The following is an 18565-nucleotide window of genomic DNA, read 5'->3' as shown; positions in this document are numbered from 1 at the left end:
AAGTCATACAAGAAACAGTGAAGAACAAATATCGTAATATATTCCTCGCCTTTGGTATCATTGCCGTCCTGATTATGATATTCACTTTCGATATGGATTATCAGGAGCTTTGGATGAATCTGAAACGTGCGGGGATATATTTACCTTTGGTCTTGTTGCTGTGGCTGTTCGTCTACCTGATTAATACGGTATCGTGGTATATAATAATTCGTAGCAGCGGTAAAACCGGCTTTTCATTTGCCCGGCTCTACAAATTCACCGTGACGGGATTTGCACTCAATTACGTGACTCCCGTCGGACTGATGGGCGGTGAGCCATACCGCATTATGGAACTGAAACCCTATATAGGAATCGAACGCGCCACCTCTTCCGTGATTCTTTACGTGATGATGCACATCTTTTCCCACTTTTGCTTTTGGTTGAGTTCAGTCTTGCTTTATGTCTGCCTGTACCCGGTGGGGTGGGTGATGGGAATGATCCTGGGAGCTATAACCCTCTTTTGCCTACTGATCGTTATTCTTTTCATCAAAGGCTACCGGCATGGGATGGCAGTAGCTTTTGTCCGCATGGGTAGCCGTATTCCTTTCCTGAAAAAGAAAGTCGTTCATTTTGCAAGTGCACATAAAGAGAAACTGGAGAATATAGACAAACAAATCGCACTTCTCCATCAGCAAAAGAAACAAACATTTTATAGTGCCCTCTTATTGGAATATACCGCCCGTGTAGTCAGCTGTCTTGAAATCTGGCTGATACTGAATGTGCTGACCACTAACGTCAGCTTTGCCGACTGCTGCCTGATTGCAGCTTTCTCTTCTCTTCTTGCCAACCTGCTGTTTTTCCTGCCCATGCAACTGGGAGGTCGTGAAGGCGGCTTTGCCCTTGCCGTAGGTGGACTTTCCCTTTCCGGAGCCTACGGTGTCTATGCCGCTTTGATTACCCGGGTGCGTGAAATGGTCTGGATTGTTATCGGACTTGCACTGATGAAAGTAGGAAACTTTAAACAATCAAAAGAAAAATATTCTGCTTAAATTTATAACTTTGTCTGACTTATAAAGGATCTATATAAAAAGGCCTATAAAGAAAGCGACAATGAATAATTTTATCTTTTACAGCCCTACCGAATTTGTATTCGGACGGGACACGGAAGCGCAAACCGGAGCATTAGTGCAGAAATACGGCGCACGCAAAATAATGATTGTCTATGGCGGTGGCTCTGTGATACGCAGCGGATTATTGGCTCGTGTTGAGAAATCATTGCAGGAAGCAGGGATTCCCTATTGTATGCTGGGCGGTGTACAGCCTAACCCGATAGACACGAAAGTATATGAAGGAATCGACCTCTGCCGGAAAGAGAACGTAGATATGATGCTCGCCGTTGGTGGCGGCTCTGTGATTGATACGGCGAAAGCTATTGCAGCCGGAGTTCCTTATGACGGAGATTTCTGGGACTTCTACATCGGAAAAGCCATTGTGACGAAAGCATTGAAAGTAGCCGTTGTGTTAACGATTCCTGCTGCCGGAAGCGAGGGTTCCGGTAACACCGTCATCACGAAAGTCGATGGCTTACAGAAATTAAGCCTCCGTGCTCCCGGTGTACTACGTCCTGTTTTTGCCGTAATGAACCCCGAACTGACCTACACACTTCCTCCTTTCCAAACCGCCTGCGGCATTGCTGATATGATGGCACACATCATGGAACGCTATTTCACCAACACGAAAGATGTAGAGATAGGCGACCGTCTGTGCGAAGGCACACTGCTTGCCATCATCAAAGAAGCAACCACCGTCATGAAAGAACCTGAAAACTACGGAGCCCGTGCCAATCTGATGTGGAGTGGAACCATTGCCCATAACGGAACCTGTGGTGTAGGTTGTGAAGAGGACTGGGCTTCCCACTTCCTTGAACATGAAATCAGTGCTATTTACAATGTAACTCATGGCGCCGGACTTTCCGTAATCTTCCCTGCCTGGATGACATGGATGACAGAACACAATGTGGATAAGATAGCCCAATACGCTATCCGGGTGTGGGGAGTGGCAGAATCTGACGATAAAAAGGCGGTGGCCCTTGAAGGAATTTCCCGCCTGAAATCCTTCTTTACTTCCATCGGCCTGCCTGTGACCTTCAAAGAACTTGGTATTGAGAATCCTGACATAGACCGCCTTACAGATAGTCTGCACCGGAATAAAGGCGAATTGGTAGGCAATTATGTCAAGCTGACAAAGAAAGATAGTAAAGAAATTTATCATCTGGCTTTATAAAAATAGCATAGTATCATTTGGTTAGCTCATGCGAATTGTTAACTTTGCATTTCAACTAATATTTTAAAAGACATTGCATGAGAAAACGAACTACACTTTTGTTGCTTCTGGCAGTATTGATTCCAACTGCCGGAGCACAGTCGACAGACCTCTTTAAAAAGAAGAAGAAAAAGAAAGGCACGACAGAGGCTGTGGATAAAGCGAAAGCCGACTCTATAGCAAAAGCAAAAAAAAATCCTCTGCAACCCTATGGCAAGGTTATCACCGATAAAGCCAAGACGATGAACGGTTTCTTCAAGGTGCACAATGTAGAGGGAAAATACTATTTCGAGATAGCTGATTCTTTGTTGGGTCGTGATGTCCTGATAGTCAACAGAATCGTAAAAGCACCGGTGGACAAACAGAAACGTAAAGCTGGCTATCCGGGTGACCATATCAGTGATGAGGTCATCCGCTTTGAAATTGGACCCGATAATAAGTTGTTTGTGCGTCAGATCTCCTACCTGGAGCATTCTGCAGATACGCTTGGTCTCTATCAGGCAGTGCTGAATTCTAACGTGCAGCCTATTGTGGCTACTTTCTCGTTGAAAACCATCCGTAGGGAAAACGGAACAAAGAACTATGTTATCGAAATGACCGACTTTATCCGTAAGGATAATGAAATGTTCTCATTCTCCAGTAAGATGAAAGATAATATCGGAGCCACTTCAATGATAGCCGAAGCCAGCTATATCGATACTTTGAAAGCTTTCCCGCAAAATATCGAAGTTCGCACCGTGCGTACTTTCCAACGGAAATCACCTATGGGAAGCGCTATTGAGAAAATGATGGCTGCTTATTATAGTTCTACCGGCCCGATGACTTACGAACTGAACAGTTCACTGTTATTGTTACCTAAAGAGCCCATGAAGCCAAGATTGTTTGATAGTAGAGTAGGTTATTTCGCTGTCGGCTATAAAGACTTCGACGAAAATCCTCACGGTGTGAAATATAAAGCCAACATCACCCGTTGGCGTCTCGAACCGAAAGACGAAGACAAGGAGAAATACCTGCGTGGAGAATTAGTGGAACCGAAGAATCCGATCGTGATTTATATCGACCCTGCCACTCCTAAAAAATGGGTTCCTTACCTCATTCAAGGGGTTAACGATTGGCAGGCAGCTTTCGAAAGAGCCGGATTCAAAAACGCTATTATCGGCAAAGAAGCTCCGACGGACGATCCTACCTGGAGTCTGGAAGACGCGCGCCATTCGGCCATCGTATACAAACCATCGGATATTCCGAACGCAAGCGGACCTCATGTACACGACCCTCGCAGTGGTGAGATTCTTGAAACACATATTAATTGGTATCACAATGTAATGAGTCTGCTCTACAACTGGTACATCGTGCAGGCTGGTGCTATTGATCCGGGAGCCCGCAAACCACAGTTTGACGATGAACTGATGGGTGAATTGATTCGTTTTGTGTCTTCGCATGAAGTGGGCCACACGTTAGGATTGCGTCATAACTTCGGCTCTTCCGCTACCGTTCCCGTAGAAAAATTGAGAGACAAAGCTTGGGTGGAAGCCAACGGACATACTCCATCTATCATGGACTATGCACGCTTTAACTACGTAGCCCAACCGGAGGATAGCATTTCGCGTACCGGCATCTTCCCTCGTATCGGCATGTACGATAAATGGGCCATTGAATGGGGCTACCGCTGGTTACCCGAATTTGAAACGGCAGAGGCTGAAATTCCGCATATGAATAAATGGATTATCAGCAAACTGAAAGAGGATAAGCGTTATACATTCGGCACGGAAAGTGATAGAGACGATCCCCGTAACCAGAATGAAGACTTGGGAGATGATGCGATGCTGGCAAGTGCATATGGTATCAAGAATCTGAAACGCGTGATGCCCGAAATCATGAACTGGACGTATGAACCGAATGAAGGCTACGGGAAAGCAAGTGCTTTATATAGTAACGTGACAGGACAATTCTATTTGTACATGGGACATGTGGCAACTAACGTTGGCGGTATCTACAGCACTCCCATTTCAGTGGAGCAGACTGAGGTGAAAGCGATAGAGTATGTACCGAAAGATGTTCAGAAGAAAGCAGTGGCATTCTTGAACAAGGAACTGTTCACTACGCCCACTTGGCTGATGGACAACAAGCTGACAGAGAAAACCAGAGCAAACACATTCAATCAGGTTTTTCGTATACAAAGTAATATTCTGAAACAGCTGATTAGTAGTCGTACGATTGATAAGATGACTGCTAATGAGTTGATGAACGGAAACAAAGCCTATACTGCCAATGAGATGTTCCTCGACTTGAAGAAAAGTATCTGGAGCGACCTTAGGGGAGGTAAAAGACCCGATCTCGCTCAGCGTGGTTTGCAGAAAACTTATGTCAATTCGTTGGTTGTAATGCTCGAAAAACCGAAAAACTCCGGAACGAATGCCGTACTTTTTGCCTATATGTCTGATTCTCCCTCCGAAGCACCGACAATAGCACGCGGACAGTTGACTGATCTTAGAAGAGAATTGACCAATGCTGCAAATGCTTCTAGCGGAATATACAAAAGTCATTATCTGAACTTGAAAGCATTGATTGACGCTGCATTCGAGGTTAAATAAAAAAAGAAGAGGCCAATAGAAAAACTTTGAGTTTATGAAATCATCCTTACCGCATTCAATGCTGTGGTAGGGGTGATTTTTCATTTTCCCCTCTTTGGTATACGTTCTTATGGTTTCGGTTCTAAATTGCTACGTGAAGGCTTCAATCTGTTCATTTCATCCGTATTACGGACTCGATAGAAAGAACTGAAGACAAAAACAGAGGTTCTGTTTGCCTGAAACAGAGGCTTTGAATGTATCAAACGGAGGCTCTTTCTCATAGGTTTGGAGCCTCCATTTAGGGGGGTAAAAAAGCGTCTTTTTGCCGAACGCATAGTGGAACAGTCTCCTGAAGTAGATAACTCGCTATCTGGCAGACGGTTACAGCTGCCTAAAAAAGCCCCCTTGAAACACAACCCTGATTATTATAAATATATAAATAATAAAACATATATTTAAAAATATATAGTTCGATCTTCCATTTTTTGAAGATTAATGTTTCATTTCTTCGGGACCATTTGGGTGGACGGGTACTACAATTTTCGGAGGTCCCCAGCATTGCATGATGATCTCCTGCATTTTCGGTGTCAGGTAGGTGATGTGTTCGGTGTATCCGGCAGACTTCAGGGCGAAAATGCGTGATAGGTCTTGGTCAATCTTGTCACGCATTCTTTTTCTGGATGTGGTAACGTTCGAAGGACACGGAAAATATTTCATTGCAAACTGGGAGAATGGTTTGAAACCATTGATAATGTAGTCATCTGTGACTGCTTTTTCTTCTTTTATTTTTTTACGGTTTTTAATTGATAAATCAAACTTGTTTGTTGGTTTAATTTTTCGCAAAAGTATGAAAAGCATTTAATTAAATGAGAACATCTTCATTAATTTTCCAATAGCCAGTTTTGTTAGACCCTATTCGTTGAATAACTCCATTCTGTTTAAGTGAAGTGAATAGGCGTTCACTATGTCGAATGCTGATTTCTAAAAACTCGGCTACTTCTTTAGCTGTAGTTTGATTGTTCTTTCTTAAAAGTTCCACAACTTTTAGCTCGTTTATACCGACATTTATACCGACATTTATACCGACATTCTTTGTCGGTATAACAGGTTCTCCTTGGCGCTTTTTAAGAGTCTCATAGATTTCCTGTAGCATGAAATCAATAAATATTCCGCTATCTACTGCTTCAGTACTCTTATTTATGGCATTATAATATGCTTGTTGATTGGCAAATACCATATTTTCTACAGGTAAATGTTCGAATATAGGATGAAGTTTACCTAATATGAGTGATTGCCACAATCGTCCTATTCTTCCATTTCCATCACTAAATGGGTGAATAAATTCAAATTCGTAATGAAATACGCAGCTTTTTATCAGTAGATGATCGTCCGATTGCTGTAACCATTCAAATAAATCATTGATAAGATAAGGTACACGGTCGGCAGGCGGAGCCATGTGAATCAGTTGTTTGCCAGCAAATACTCCAACTCCTCCTTGGCGGAAACGTCCGGCATTATCTACTAATGCTTCCATCATCACTTGGTGAGCTTTCAGTAAATCATCCACTGAATATGGATTGAAAGTGTGATATAAGTTATATGTTTTAATGGCATTTCGCACTTCCTGTATCTCACGAATAGGGGCAACGATGTGTCTTCCCTCAATAATATCTGTAATTTGGCTTTCCGACAATGTATTTCCTTCTATAGCAAGTGAGCCTTGAATCGTTTTTATCCGATTGATCTTTCGTAACAACAGAGAATCTTCTTGTTCCATACGGATAGCATATCGCTCCACTTGTGCGGATATATTGGCTATGAGATGAATAGCATGAGAAGATATAGTGAAAGGAGGCGTATACATGGCTAAAATATAATTTTCTGTTATATGATTTCAATATTTCTCTGTTTTAGAGATTGTACAAAGATAACCAAAATTGGATAAATGTAGTTAGCTTTGTCTGTCTTTGTGATATGTAATTATATCCTTATCATAATCAGAGAATTCTTTAATCTTGAGTGACGAATCTGATAAGCATTTAGGGTATAACCATAAAGAAGCCGAGGAGGTCGATTACGTTCATGGTTAGAAGTGACCTCTGTTTTATGTCGTAGAAACTTTCATATAAAGTTTTGCGTTTTCTTTAGTTGAAAAACAAAGGATGGATATATTAAATTCGGTATGCTGACAGGAGTAACTAAATTTGGTAAGATCAGTGTATTCAGTGATTTGAATAATTTGGATGACATCTCGATGCGAAACCAATATGTTGATAATCTGTGGTATTAGCGATCAGGAATTGCATTATCAGAATGTCCTCTTCATTGTTTTCAAGTTCGTTCTATGTCAAGGCGGAGTATCATACAAGTGCAGGGCACTATGCACAACCGTTCGACCGCGACAGTCGTAAACTCTTTAAGATTGGCGTAAACTTTAGTGCTAAGATGCGGAATATTGAGAAATGGATAGTTGAAGTTGAAGAAAAATAGAATAAACAAAAAGGCGACCCGTACCTAACGAGCCGCCTTTTCTGTCTATTTGATTTCGATTTCTTCCTTCATATCGATTTCCTCTCCATGTGTATCATAGAACACATATTGCAGGAATGCGAGTTTCTGACTTGGAATAATCTTAATACCGAATCCATATTTCATTTGCCACTTCCGTTTCAGGGAAACGAGTCCCTGATTGATGTAGGCGGCAACATACGGATGGACGTGTAACGAGAATTTCTTAACCTTCAGTTTATTGACCAGGTAATCAATTTTACTCTCCAAAGTGTCCGTAAAGAGAATGGACGATTTGATGGTGCCTTTGCCGAAGCAAGTAGGACAGATTTCGGTCGTGTTGACGTCCATTGCCGGACGCACACGTTGGCGTGTAATCTGCATTAGCCCGAATTTGCTAAGCGGCAGAATATTATGCCGTGCCCTGTCTTTCTGCATATTGGCACACATTCGTTCATAAAGCTTTTGACGGTTTTCGGCTTCATTCATATCAATGAAGTCGACGACAATGATACCACCCATATCTCTTAATCGCAGTTGGCGGGCCAGCTCGTCGGCGGCTCCCAGATTTACTTCGAGTGCGTTACCTTCCTGCCCGTTGGCATTCTTGGTGCGGTTACCGCTGTTCACGTCTACTACGTGAAGCGCCTCAGTGTGCTCAATAATCAGATAGGCACCACTCTTGTAAGAGATTGTTTTACCAAACGATGATTTAATCTGCTTGGTGATACCGAAATTGTCGTAAATGGGAAGTTGGCCTTTGTACAGTTTCACGATATTAGCCCGGTCGGGCGCAATCAGTGATACGTAATCTTTAATTTCATTGTACACAGCCTCGTCGTTGACGTGAATATTCTCAAATGATGGGTTGAAGAGGTCGCGCAACAAACCTACGGCGCGGCTGGTTTCTTCATAAATCAACGTCGGGTACTTGGTGGCTTTTTGTACTTTTACCATCGCATCTTCCCAATGCTTAACCAAGACTTTAAGCTCTCCGTCGAGTTCGGCTACGCGTTTGCCTTCGGCTACCGTGCGGACAATGACACCGAAGTTTTTCGGTTTGATGCTCATCAGCAGCTGTTTCAGGCGGGCGCGTTCTTCGCTCGATTTAATTTTTTGCGATACCGAAACCTTATCATTGAAAGGGATCAGTACGAGATAGCGTCCGGCAAACGAAATTTCGGACGTCAGTCGCGGCCCCTTAGTGGAGATCGGTTCCTTAACGATTTGCACCACTACTTCTTGTCCTACCTTGAGTGTGTTGGATACAGTTCCATCCTTGTCAAGGTCGGGAAGCAGGGTTGCTTTGCTGATGGAGGTCAGCTTCTTTTTGTCGCTTAAAGTCTGCTTTACAAACTTTTCGAGTGAGTTAAATTGAGGACCCAAGTCCAGATAATGAAGGAAAGCGTCTTTCTCGTAACCGACGTCTACAAAGCATGCATTGAGTCCGGGCATCAATTTCTTGATACGTCCCAAATACATATTGCCCACAGAGAAAGAAATATTTCTTCCTTCGCTTTGAAGTTCCACCAGGCTCTTATCTTCGAGAAGGGCGATGGAGACCTCTTTGGGCTGTACGTCAACTACTAGTTCACTTGTCACTGTTTGTTTCCTTATTATTGATTGAATCTCATTTATATGAACAACTTTTTTTACAAAATGTTCATTTTGGGTTAGCTACTTAAACAAAGAACAAACTTGAAAGACATTGGCTTCGCAAGTTTGTTCTTTATTTCTGTGTGATCCAGACTTAAAAATTATTTTTTGCTTTTATGTCTGTTCTTTCTTAGTCTTTTTTTACGCTTGTGCGTAGACATTTTATGTCTTTTTTTCTTTTTTCCGCTTGGCATAGCTTCACATTTTATGGGTTAATACTCTTGTTTATTATTTCTTTACTGAAATTGTAAATGTCTTAGCCGGTTTGAAAGCCGGAATGTTGTGCTCCGGAATAATAATCGTAGTATTTTTAGAAATGTTGCGAGCAGTCTTCTGTGCTCTTTTCTTTACTACGAAACTACCAAACCCACGCAGGTATACATTCTCATCATTAGACAGCGAATCCTTTACTGCATCCATAAATGCTTCAACTGTTGTAAGAACTGTCTGCTTGTCAATCCCAGTTTTCTTTGTAATCTCGTTTACAATATCTGCTTTAGTCATTTTTCCTTAAAAAAAATATTATTACTATGTTATTGCTAATTTTTTGGACTGCAAATATATAGCTTTTTAAGCTCCTAAAAAAATATATTCTGCACATTTTTCTAAAAAAATAGTGGCATAGGGTTTTCTTAGAGCTAAAAGAGTTACTTTTGTGTGCCTTTTGAGTAGGATATACAAGATAAATGTTAGATAATACATTAGGAGCGAGGATATGAACGAGTTTACGAAAACGATTGTAGAGTGGTATGAAGAGAATAAACGTGAATTGCCTTGGAGGGAGTCTGCCGATCCGTATTTGATCTGGATTTCGGAGATTATTCTTCAACAGACGCGGGTGGCGCAGGGGTATGATTATTTTCTTCGCTTTATCAAGCGTTTTCCCGATGTACAGACTTTGGCCGCTGCGGATGAGGATGAGGTGATGAAGTATTGGCAGGGGTTGGGGTATTATTCGCGTGCCCGCAATCTTCATGCCGCCGCCAAAAGCATGAATGGTGTTTTCCCGAAAACATATCCGGAAGTGCTGGCTCTGAAAGGAGTGGGGGAGTACACGGCGGCGGCTATCTGTTCGTTTGCTTACGGCATGCCCTATGCGGTGGTGGATGGCAATGTGTATCGGGTGCTTTCACGTTATTTCGGTATAGATACTCCGATTGATTCGACGGAGGGAAAGAAACTTTTTGCAGCATTGGCAGACGAGATGTTGGATAAAAAGCATCCGGCTGTTTATAATCAGGGGATAATGGATTTCGGAGCAATTCAGTGTACTCCGCAGTCGCCCAACTGTTTGTTCTGTCCGTTGGCAGGCGGTTGTTCGGCACTTTCGAAGGGGTTGGTGACAAAGCTTCCGGTGAAACAGCACAAAACAAAGACTACCAACCGTTACTTCAATTATATTTATGTACGTGCGGGCGCGTATACCTTTATAAATAAACGAACAGGAAATGATATTTGGAAGAATTTGTTCGAATTGCCATTGATAGAAACTCCGACGGCTCTTTCGGAGGAAGAGTTTCTTGCTTTGCCGGAATTCCGTGCATTCTTTGCGTCGGGGGAAGTGCCGGTGGTGCGTTCTGTTTGCAGGGAAGTGAAGCATGTGTTGTCTCACCGGGTGATTTATGCTAATCTGTATGAAGTAACAATCTCTGAAAATTTGACTTCTTTCGGTAATTTCCAGAAAATAAAAGTAGAGGAACTGGAGCAGTACGCTATTTCAAAGCTGGTACAAAACTTAATCAAGTATTAAGTATTAGGTATTAAGTATTAACCATCCAGTTTATGGCACAGCCTAATACTTAAAACTTTAATACTTAAAATTCTTGCATCCTATTGTTATTCTGTTTAATTTTGGCAGCGGATTTAATTTAAAGAATCATAAACTTGATACAGATATGTCAGTAAATAGAGTGATATTGATAGGAAACGTAGGACAAGATCCTCGGGTGAAATACTTCGATACAGGTTCGGCAGTGGCAACTTTCCCATTGGCTACGACGGATCGTGGATATACGTTGGCTAATGGAACCCAGATTCCCGAAAGAACAGAATGGCATAATATCGTTGCATCTAACCGTTTGGCGGAGATTGTAGATAAATATGTGCACAAAGGTGACAAACTGTATCTGGAAGGGAAGATAAGAACGCGTTCTTACAGCGACCAGTCGGGTGCTATGCGCTATATCACCGAAATTTATGTGGATAATATGGAAATGTTGTCTCCGAAAGGAGCCAACCCGGGTGCGGGAGCTTCTGCTTCCGGACAACCTGCTATGGGACAGCAGCAACAACCGGTTGCCGGCCAGCCGCAACAAACGCAGCAGTCGCAGGCGCAACCTGTACAAGATAATCCGGCAGATGATTTGCCGTTCTAAATAATGTGATAGTGTGCCAATCGATTTTTTCTAACTCATTGGCACATTATCTTTTGTTTAACTAAAATATAAACTCTTTGGACTCAGATGGTTATTTAAGCCAATTGGCTGACATTTTCAACGGTATTACCGTAAACACTCCTTCTATCTCTGCTATTATTGCCATAGTGCTGGCAGGTGTGCTCCTGCTTGGTTCCGGCTTTGCTTCGGCTTCCGAAATAGCTTTTTTTTCACTTACTCCGTCCGATCGGAATGATATTGATGAACACAATCATCCTTCCGATGAAAAAATAAGTGCCCTGTTGGGTGATTCAGAACGCCTCTTGGCAACGATATTGATTACGAACAATTTTGTGAATGTGACCATTATCATGCTCTGCAACTTCTTCTTTATGAATGTGTTTGTCTTCCATTCTCCATTGGCAGAGTTCCTGATACTGACCGTCATCCTGACTTTCCTGCTGTTGTTGTTCGGTGAAATTATGCCAAAGATCTATTCGGCACAGAAAACATTAGCCTTTTGCCGTTTTTCGGCACCGGGAATTTACTTCCTGGAGAAGGTATTCCGTCCGATAGCTACTGTGCTTGTGCGTTCGACAACTTTTCTGAATAAGCATTTTGCTAAGAAGAGTCACAATATTTCTGTGGATGAACTGTCGCACGCGTTGGAACTGACGGATAAAGCGGAGCTTTCTGAAGAGAATAATATTCTGGAGGGCATTATCCGTTTCGGTGGGGAAACCGTGAAGGAGGTGATGACATCACGCCTGGATATGGTCGATTTGGATATCCGTACGTCTTTCAAGGAGGTGATGCTGTGTATCATTGAAAATGCTTATTCACGTATTCCTATCTATTCCGGTTCACGGGACAATATCAAGGGGGTGCTGTATATTAAAGATCTTCTGCCTCATGTCAATAAGGGGGATAATTTCCGTTGGCAGTCATTGATTCGCCCGGCTTATTTTGTGCCGGAGACGAAGATGATTGATGATTTGCTGCGTGACTTCCAGGCGAATAAGATTCATATTGCTATCGTTGTGGATGAGTTTGGAGGAACTTCCGGACTGGTAACGATGGAGGATATTATTGAAGAGATTGTAGGGGAAATTCACGACGAATACGATGATGAAGAGCGTACATACGTTGTTTTGAATGACCATACTTGGATATTTGAAGCGAAAACGCAGTTGACGGATTTCTATAAGATTGCAAAAGTAGACGAAGACGAATTTGAAAAGGTGGTGGGTGATGCAGATACATTGGCAGGTATGTTGCTCGAAATTAAAGGTGAATTCCCGGTGCTGCATGAGAAAGTGACGTATCACAATTATGAGTTTGAAGTGCTCGAAATGGATAGTCGCCGTATATTGAAAGTTAAGTTCACAATTCTGCCGAAGGAAGTGGAAGATGGCGTTGTTTCTGCAGTATAAGACAAATGGTATACAGTGGGCTGTCTGGAAGATGGAAGAGTCTTTGGATGCTTTATTGCTTCTTTTGCCCGGTGCGCGAAGAGCTTTCTGTGAGCAGGAATTGAATCGCTTTGTCTCCGAACGTCGTAAGATGGAATGGTTGTCGGTTCGTGTTCTGTTGTATTCCATGTTGCAGGAGGATAAGGAAATCGGTTATTCTCCCGATGGGAAACCTTATCTCACAGATCATTCTTTTTTTATCAGTATTTCTCATACGAAAGGTTATGTGGCGGTGATGCTTGCTTTTTCGGTTCCGGTAGGCATTGACATTGAGCAATATGCTCAACGGGTTCACAAGGTATCCGACCGTTATATCCGTCCTGACGAGCAAGTAGAATCTTATCTGGGAGATATAACCTGGGGGCTGTTATTGCATTGGTCGGCAAAGGAAGCTGTTTTCAAGCGGATGGAAAATGCGGATGCTGATCTTCGTAAACTCCGGTTGACGCATTTTATTCCTCAAGCGGAGGGGACGTTTCAGGTTCAGGAGTTGGCTACGGAGCAGCAAGAACTTTATTCTGTCGGTTATCGTATCTGTCCGGACTTTGTATTGACGTGGACATTGAATTGAACGAATGAAGAAGTGTGTGAAGCTCTTTTCTCGGTGTGTTATTTCTCTTTTTTATTAAGTCGATAGCTCAATGCTCCTGACGGACATTTGCCGATTTGTGCAATTAATTCTTCTGTTGTCGCATTTTCGATTTGTACCCAGGGTCTTTCTTTTGGATGATAAACATTGGGTAGCATCTTTACACATATTCCGGCATGCTGACATAATTCAGGCTGCCACACAATGGTCAGTTCACCATTGGTATATTCAATTTTTTTTCCCATATATGTATTTATTTAATATGAATACCACGCATTACAATTCGCTTCCATTCCGGATGTTTGTGAATGTAACCGGCTACAAACGGGCAAAGCGGTACCAAGCGTAGACCTTGTCGCTCGATGTCTGCCAATGCTTTTTCTGCAAGTTGTGAGCCTACTCCCTTGCCGCCTAATGAAGCGGGTACTTCGGTAGGTACAAGGTATATTTCTCCATTGTTTGATTTGATATAGTCTATTTCAGCTATTTTGCCATCGATCTGAAACTCATACCGATGTTTTTCTTCGTTGTCTATTAATTTATGATCTTCTGCCATAATTTTTACGTATTAAGTTCGATTATAACATAAACACTTGGAGAACACTTTTGTTTTACGCGAACAAATATTCTCCAAGTTTATAATCTTTCCAATTGGACTGTGAAGTGTCTCATTAAGGGAGCTTCCCAGGCGATACGTACTCCATGAGTGATGCTTTCTCTGCGTTCATATACATTTTTGAGGGCGGCAGCTATTACATTCATGTGATTGTCGGTATATACTCTGCGGGGAATGGCGAGGCGGAGTAGGTCAAGACCGTTGAAGCGGTTTTCATGGGTCACCGGATCACGGTCGGCAAGGATATAGCCGATTTCGCATCCACGGATACCGGCTTCCAGGTAAAGTTCTATGGTTAGCGTCTGCGCTGGGAATTCTTCTCGAGGAACATGTGTCAGCACTTTAGGCGCATCAATGAAGATGGCGTGTCCTCCGGCCGGGCGTTGGTAAGGGATTCCGTATTCATCCAGTTTCTTTGCCAGGTATTCCACTTGTTTGATACGTGTTTCGAGGTTGTCGAATTCGGTGTTTTCGTCCAGTCCGATGGCGAGGGCGTTCATATCCCGTCCGTTCATGCCTCCGTAGGTGAGATAGCCTTCGTATTGTACACAGAAACCTTTTGCACCTTCATACCAGTCTGCACGCCGCGTGGCAATAAATCCGCCCATATTGACGATTCCGTCTTTCTTGGCGCTCATTGTCATGCCATCGGCAAGAGAGAACATTTCCCGTGTGATTTCTTTGATAGTTTTGTCTCGGTAACCTTCTTCGCGCATTTTGATAAAGTAGGCGTTCTCGGCAAAACGTGCAGAGTCGAAAAGTACGGGTTTGCCATATTTGTCGGCAATGGCACGTATTTCGTACAAGTTTTGCATGGAGACGGGTTGTCCTCCGGCTGTATTGTTGGTGATGGTGACGATGATAAAAGGAATCCGTTCTGCGTATTCTGTGAGGGCTTTCTGTAATTTATCAGGGTCTACATTTCCTTTAAACGGTATTTCTAGTTGGGTTTGTTTGGCTGCATCGATGGTGCAGTCTAATGCGATGGCATGACGTCCCTCAATGTGTCCTTTGGTGGTGTCAAAATGCGAGTTTCCGGGCACAATGTCTCCTTCATGTACCAAATAAGAGAAAAGGACATTTTCAGCGGCACGTCCCTGATGGGTTGGTATGATGTATTCAAATCCTGTTAGTTTCGTAATCATCTCTTTCAACTTGAAGAATGAGGTCGCTCCGGCATAGCTTTCATCACCTAGCATCATTCCCGCCCATTGGCGGTCGCTCATCGCTCCGGTCCCGGAGTCGGTGATGAGATCTATATAAACTTGTTCTGATTTGAGTTGAAAGACATTATAATGTGCTTCTTTAATCCATTGCTCGCGCTCTTCACGTGTGCTTTTCCGGATGGGTTCTACCATCTTTATTTTCCATGATTCAGCAAAAGGTAATTCCATTGTCGTAGATTTAATAGTTTTGAACGACGAATGTAGCTAAAATTTGCGTGATTAGCAAATATATGATGACTTTTTGTAAGTTATAACTATTGGAATTACTTCTCCATGGGCTAGTAATATATCAATTTGTAATAGGTAGATATAAAGAGAGCCGGATTCCTTAAAAGAATATCCGGCTCTTTAAAATTATGCATTCGATTGAATATGATTATAAGTTTGATTATTGGTAATCAATAGGCTGATTAGAAATAAGTATATAACCGATTGATGTCAATTGAACAGTGGTTGTTTAGTCCTCGATAAGTGTAATACCGTCAAGGCAGAAATAAGAAGGAGTGTTCATATAAGATACTCCTTCATATTCTGAATTATCAGTGGAACTCATTTCAAATTTAATATAATCAGCATTTTTAATACTGCTCCAATCAAACCATTGCCATGTGTTTACAATTTCGGTTTTTCCGTTTCTGAAATCGGCAAGATAGAAATCGACTCTTCCTATTTCATTGTCATTGGCTCTGTAACCAACAGCTGTTATTTTATACCAGTCACCATTGGCGAATTTCTTTACCATAGATGGATCTTGTCCATCGTCTCCGTTTTTGATGGCTAGATATGCATAAGTTGTATTAGTAACCCATGCTCCTTTAAATGCATATTCTCCTTTGAGATTAGTAATCTTTGCAGTGTTAAAGCTACTGGTATATGCAGTGAGATAGGTTGTCCCATTTTTACCTTTTCCTGTAATAGCACTGCTATTAGCAGATCCGGGAGTGGTAATGTCAGTTTTATTGGTGTAAGTAAATCCTCCAGCAAGTCCCCATGCTGCATAATAATGATTACATTCAATTAGATTCTGATTATCTTTGATACTTGTCTCGAGAATATCATAGCCTGTTGGTTGATCACCTGTGGGAGTAAATTCACTCTCTGCTTTTGTTAATTTATTTTCAAAACTGGCAACCACTTCGTTTTTTACATCATCTTTTACATCATCGTCATCATCGCTACAGCCGCAAAATACAAATACTGATAACAGTAATAATAAGGATAATTTCTTCATGTTCTTTTCTGATTTTAGTTATTAATTAATTGTTGATTATTTTTTGAAATGTAAGTTTTCAACGGTTGTGACTTCGGTGGATATTTCACCCATTTGTCCTGCATCCTGGTTGACTGCAGTCGTAATCTTTACGAAGTCGATTTGATCCAAGTCGGCTGGTGTGCCGTTACCATCCACAGCCCAATCTATCTTGAAATTACTTTCTTCCTTGGTGTTGGGATGGTTGTCTGCATATCCCCATGGATAACAATATCCTACCCATAATCCATTTTCCGGAACGGCATTGTCTTTTAGGCGTGTTCCCCGGAATGTGATTTCATTATCTTCTATCCAAAGTGGATAATAGGATTCCTGATTGTGGAAACTATTGCGGAGAATATATCCTTCATTGCCTTGATTGTCCTTCCAGAGCACCTTTTGGTTGGCTGGGTTCGGGCGAAAATAGGTTATTTCATATCCGCGGGTTTCTGTGTCTTTCCCGTATTCGCTGCCTTTCAGTTCATACCATTCGTCATCAGGTTTTCCATTACCGTTTGCATCTTTGGATACGAATACAATTCCCGGTTCGGCACTTCCTCCCAGTTCTCCTGTTCCGGTTTTGGAATTGTAGTAAGCATTGCCTCTTACCTTGAAGTCATATTCTCCCGTTACATTCGGAATGGGCTGTGGGAATCCTAAAACAATGTAGCCACCAAATCCTCCTAATGTAATAAGCGATTTTTGCCGGATTCTGCGGGTTGCTTCTTCCAATATTTCATCGTAGGTAAATCCATCCTTGTATGCTGATGTGGTAGTATTGATAAATTGTCCGGGAGCAGGACGGTATTCCCATACTTTATTGGCGAAAGCCAGAGGGTTTTCCGTGTCGTCGTCATTATCGTCAATATTGCTTTGTGAGGCTTTGTCACTGAATGCGATGGTATTCGGGTTAAGTCCGATGTTGTTCAGGCGGAACATGAGTTGTCCTTGTTGGTTGAAACAAAGTAAGTCGCCGTAAGTGGTGTAATCGTGTGCTTCGGTGATATATACATTGTTGCTGTACGGGTTGATATTGATACCGTAAGGTGTTTTTATCACAGTTCCATCGGTTATGAAATTCTCACGGATTGTTTCTTCTGTTTTCAGATTGAACATCTTGATAGAAGAAGTCTGTGTGGTATAGTTGTAATTGTATAGATAGGCTATATCTCCGTCGATGGCGAAGTTTTGCACTTTCTCGTTAGATTGAGTGACTTTGTTTGTCCGGCAGTCTATCTTGACGAAATTATAATCTCCGGCTTCTATATCTTCGCCACGGGTGGCTACATAGACGGTTTCATCCGGACCTGCTACTATTTTACTGGGATTCGGGCCTACTATAATTTTGTTACTTTCTTTGAATGTGGCAATATCGACAACGGATACTGTATTATCTACACCCAGCCCTGATGAATAATCCAATCCGCCGGAATTGGAAATATATAGCTTTTCGTTTTGTACACAAATGCCGTCAGGGTTACGTCCCACTGATGTGATGGCATCTATGGAAAGGGAGGTTGTATCTATACGTGCAACGGTTCCGTCATAGGAACATACGTATGCTTTATCTTTATGAAAAGCGATATAGCGTGGTTGGCGGGAACTCCCATTTTCTGCCTGCATTTGAATTTGTTTCAATGAGGTTCCTGTACGAAAATCTACCACTTCTACTGTACTGGAGATGTTGACTACGACATACACCTTGCTTCCATAAATAGCCATATCGTTGGCTGTATCTCCTAATCCCCGGTGGTTGACTGCTTTGAAGTAATCACGAACCATTTGTTGATTGCCGAAAGAGAAACGTGCCAATGAGCTGTTATTCTGGTTGAACAGTCCTTCACATAATACATATAATTCAGCGGTACCCGTTTCTGTCGGATCACCTATAATGCCTGATGTGAAAGGTTTGTCTTCCATGTCATCACATGCCATGAATAACAAGATCAATGACAGCCAACACCAGAATATATACATTAATTTCCTTTTCACGACCATATCCT

General features: G+C 42.1%; 17 protein-coding genes and 1 pseudogene. 9 read left to right on the top strand and 9 right to left on the bottom strand.

Annotated elements, in window-relative coordinates; genetic code table 11:
• Nucleotides 1-17 precede the first annotated feature (17 nt).
• From AB3G73_RS08775 to AB3G73_RS08765, 3 genes are all read left to right on the top strand, one after another.
• A complete protein-coding gene (locus AB3G73_RS08775) occupies nt 18-1028 on the top strand; it encodes a lysylphosphatidylglycerol synthase transmembrane domain-containing protein (protein ID WP_195649431.1) in 1011 nt (336 codons plus the stop codon).
• A gap of 61 nt (nt 1029-1089) precedes the next feature.
• Complete coding sequence (locus AB3G73_RS08770; protein ID WP_195649432.1) at nt 1090-2262, top strand: iron-containing alcohol dehydrogenase; 1173 nt, start codon at nt 1090-1092, stop codon at nt 2260-2262.
• 77 nt (nt 2263-2339) lie between these two features.
• Nucleotides 2340-4892 carry a zinc-dependent metalloprotease gene (locus AB3G73_RS08765; protein ID WP_234132827.1) on the top strand — a complete coding sequence of 851 codons (2553 nt, stop codon included), beginning with the start codon at nt 2340-2342 and terminating at the stop codon, nt 4890-4892.
• A gap of 471 nt (nt 4893-5363) precedes the next feature.
• On the opposite strand, the gene AB3G73_RS08760 is transcribed toward AB3G73_RS08765, so the two are convergent.
• Together AB3G73_RS08760 and AB3G73_RS08755 are read right to left on the bottom strand one after the other, a co-directional pair.
• Entirely contained in the window at nt 5364-5729 is a 366-nt protein-coding gene (locus tag AB3G73_RS08760; RefSeq protein WP_195649433.1) for a DUF4248 domain-containing protein, read from the bottom strand.
• Between the two features lie 4 nt (nt 5730-5733).
• Entirely contained in the window at nt 5734-6735 is a 1002-nt protein-coding gene (locus tag AB3G73_RS08755) for a Fic family protein (protein WP_234132828.1), read from the bottom strand.
• Between the two features lie 318 nt (nt 6736-7053).
• On the opposite strand from AB3G73_RS08755, the gene AB3G73_RS08750 reads away from it, so the two are divergent.
• Nucleotides 7054-7161 (top strand): AAA family ATPase, encoded by a 108-nt coding sequence (locus tag AB3G73_RS08750; protein ID WP_195649435.1) that lies wholly within the window; start codon nt 7054-7056, stop codon nt 7159-7161.
• A pseudogene (locus AB3G73_RS08745) lies at nt 7157-7361 on the top strand (AAA family ATPase); the annotation flags it as partial. The gene AB3G73_RS08750 and the pseudogene AB3G73_RS08745, both read left to right, overlap by 5 nt.
• 45 nt (nt 7362-7406) lie before the next feature.
• Here AB3G73_RS08745 and AB3G73_RS08740 read toward each other — a convergent pair.
• A complete protein-coding gene (locus AB3G73_RS08740) occupies nt 7407-8981 on the bottom strand; it encodes an Rne/Rng family ribonuclease (RefSeq protein ID WP_148364845.1) in 1575 nt (524 codons plus the stop codon).
• Between the two features lie 282 nt (nt 8982-9263).
• On the bottom strand, nt 9264-9539 hold the full coding sequence (locus AB3G73_RS08735) for an HU family DNA-binding protein (protein WP_004300646.1): 276 nt from the start codon (nt 9537-9539) through the stop codon (nt 9264-9266).
• Nucleotides 9540-9750: 211 nt separating this feature from the next.
• On the opposite strand from AB3G73_RS08735, the gene mutY reads away from it, so the two are divergent.
• The 4 genes from mutY to AB3G73_RS08715 all read left to right on the top strand — a co-directional run bounded on the left by mutY (nt 9751) and on the right by AB3G73_RS08715 (nt 13453).
• The gene (mutY, locus tag AB3G73_RS08730; RefSeq protein ID WP_148364846.1) at nt 9751-10785 is read left to right on the top strand and encodes an A/G-specific adenine glycosylase; all 1035 of its coding nucleotides are present in this window, start codon (nt 9751-9753) and stop codon (nt 10783-10785) included.
• 145 nt (nt 10786-10930) lie between these two features.
• Nucleotides 10931-11410 carry a single-stranded DNA-binding protein gene (locus tag AB3G73_RS08725; protein ID WP_117934141.1) on the top strand — a complete coding sequence of 160 codons (480 nt, stop codon included), beginning with the start codon at nt 10931-10933 and terminating at the stop codon, nt 11408-11410.
• A gap of 77 nt (nt 11411-11487) precedes the next feature.
• Entirely contained in the window at nt 11488-12843 is a 1356-nt protein-coding gene (locus tag AB3G73_RS08720; protein ID WP_148364847.1) for a gliding motility-associated protein GldE, read from the top strand.
• Nucleotides 12821-13453 carry a 4'-phosphopantetheinyl transferase superfamily protein gene (locus tag AB3G73_RS08715; protein WP_342989071.1) on the top strand — a complete coding sequence of 211 codons (633 nt, stop codon included), beginning with the start codon at nt 12821-12823 and terminating at the stop codon, nt 13451-13453. The genes AB3G73_RS08720 and AB3G73_RS08715 overlap by 23 nt, the downstream gene beginning before the upstream one ends.
• A gap of 38 nt (nt 13454-13491) precedes the next feature.
• Here AB3G73_RS08715 and AB3G73_RS08710 read toward each other — a convergent pair whose 3' ends face one another.
• The 5 genes from AB3G73_RS08710 to AB3G73_RS08690 form a co-directional block, all read right to left on the bottom strand.
• Nucleotides 13492-13716: a (4Fe-4S)-binding protein gene (locus AB3G73_RS08710; protein ID WP_004300640.1), complete on the bottom strand. Its 225-nt coding sequence runs from the start codon at nt 13714-13716 to the stop codon at nt 13492-13494.
• A gap of 8 nt (nt 13717-13724) precedes the next feature.
• A complete protein-coding gene (locus AB3G73_RS08705) occupies nt 13725-14027 on the bottom strand; it encodes a GNAT family N-acetyltransferase (protein WP_367744534.1) in 303 nt (100 codons plus the stop codon).
• A gap of 80 nt (nt 14028-14107) precedes the next feature.
• Entirely contained in the window at nt 14108-15481 is a 1374-nt protein-coding gene (locus tag AB3G73_RS08700; RefSeq protein WP_148364850.1) for a tryptophanase, read from the bottom strand.
• A gap of 289 nt (nt 15482-15770) precedes the next feature.
• Nucleotides 15771-16544, bottom strand: coding sequence for a DUF4465 domain-containing protein (locus AB3G73_RS08695; protein WP_195649439.1), 774 nt, complete (start codon nt 16542-16544; stop codon nt 15771-15773).
• Nucleotides 16545-16580: 36 nt separating this feature from the next.
• Entirely contained in the window at nt 16581-18560 is a 1980-nt protein-coding gene (locus AB3G73_RS08690; RefSeq protein ID WP_367744531.1) for a YncE family protein, read from the bottom strand.
• Nucleotides 18561-18565 lie beyond the last annotated feature (5 nt).

The sequence above is a fragment of the Bacteroides sp. L008 genome (genome assembly GCF_040812255.1).
GTDB classification, from domain to species: domain Bacteria; phylum Bacteroidota; class Bacteroidia; order Bacteroidales; family Bacteroidaceae; genus Bacteroides; species Bacteroides vicugnae.
Note: the sequence above shows the minus strand (reverse complement) of the source record. Positions and strands in the feature narration are given on the sequence as shown.

Bases quoted from the DNA above. Each gene is read 5' to 3' on its own strand.
- AB3G73_RS08770 (WP_195649432.1), top strand. From the start codon at position 1,090: ATGAATAATTTTATCTTTTACAGCCCTACCGAATTTGTATTCGGACGG.
- AB3G73_RS08765 (WP_234132827.1), top strand. From the start codon at position 2,340: ATGAGAAAACGAACTACACTTTTGTTGCTTCTGGCAGTATTGATTCCA.
- AB3G73_RS08760 (WP_195649433.1), bottom strand. From the start codon at position 5,729: ATGCTTTTCATACTTTTGCGAAAAATTAAACCAACAAACAAGTTTGAT.
- AB3G73_RS08755 (WP_234132828.1), bottom strand. From the start codon at position 6,735: ATGTATACGCCTCCTTTCACTATATCTTCTCATGCTATTCATCTCATA.
- AB3G73_RS08750 (WP_195649435.1), top strand. From the start codon at position 7,054: ATGCTGACAGGAGTAACTAAATTTGGTAAGATCAGTGTATTCAGTGAT.
- AB3G73_RS08735 (WP_004300646.1), bottom strand. From the start codon at position 9,539: ATGACTAAAGCAGATATTGTAAACGAGATTACAAAGAAAACTGGGATT.
- mutY (WP_148364846.1), top strand. From the start codon at position 9,751: ATGAACGAGTTTACGAAAACGATTGTAGAGTGGTATGAAGAGAATAAA.
- AB3G73_RS08725 (WP_117934141.1), top strand. From the start codon at position 10,931: ATGTCAGTAAATAGAGTGATATTGATAGGAAACGTAGGACAAGATCCT.
- AB3G73_RS08715 (WP_342989071.1), top strand. From the start codon at position 12,821: ATGGCGTTGTTTCTGCAGTATAAGACAAATGGTATACAGTGGGCTGTC.
- AB3G73_RS08710 (WP_004300640.1), bottom strand. From the start codon at position 13,716: ATGGGAAAAAAAATTGAATATACCAATGGTGAACTGACCATTGTGTGG.
- AB3G73_RS08705 (WP_367744534.1), bottom strand. From the start codon at position 14,027: ATGGCAGAAGATCATAAATTAATAGACAACGAAGAAAAACATCGGTAT.
- AB3G73_RS08700 (WP_148364850.1), bottom strand. From the start codon at position 15,481: ATGGAATTACCTTTTGCTGAATCATGGAAAATAAAGATGGTAGAACCC.
- AB3G73_RS08695 (WP_195649439.1), bottom strand. From the start codon at position 16,544: ATGAAGAAATTATCCTTATTATTACTGTTATCAGTATTTGTATTTTGC.
- AB3G73_RS08690 (WP_367744531.1), bottom strand. From the start codon at position 18,560: ATGGTCGTGAAAAGGAAATTAATGTATATATTCTGGTGTTGGCTGTCA.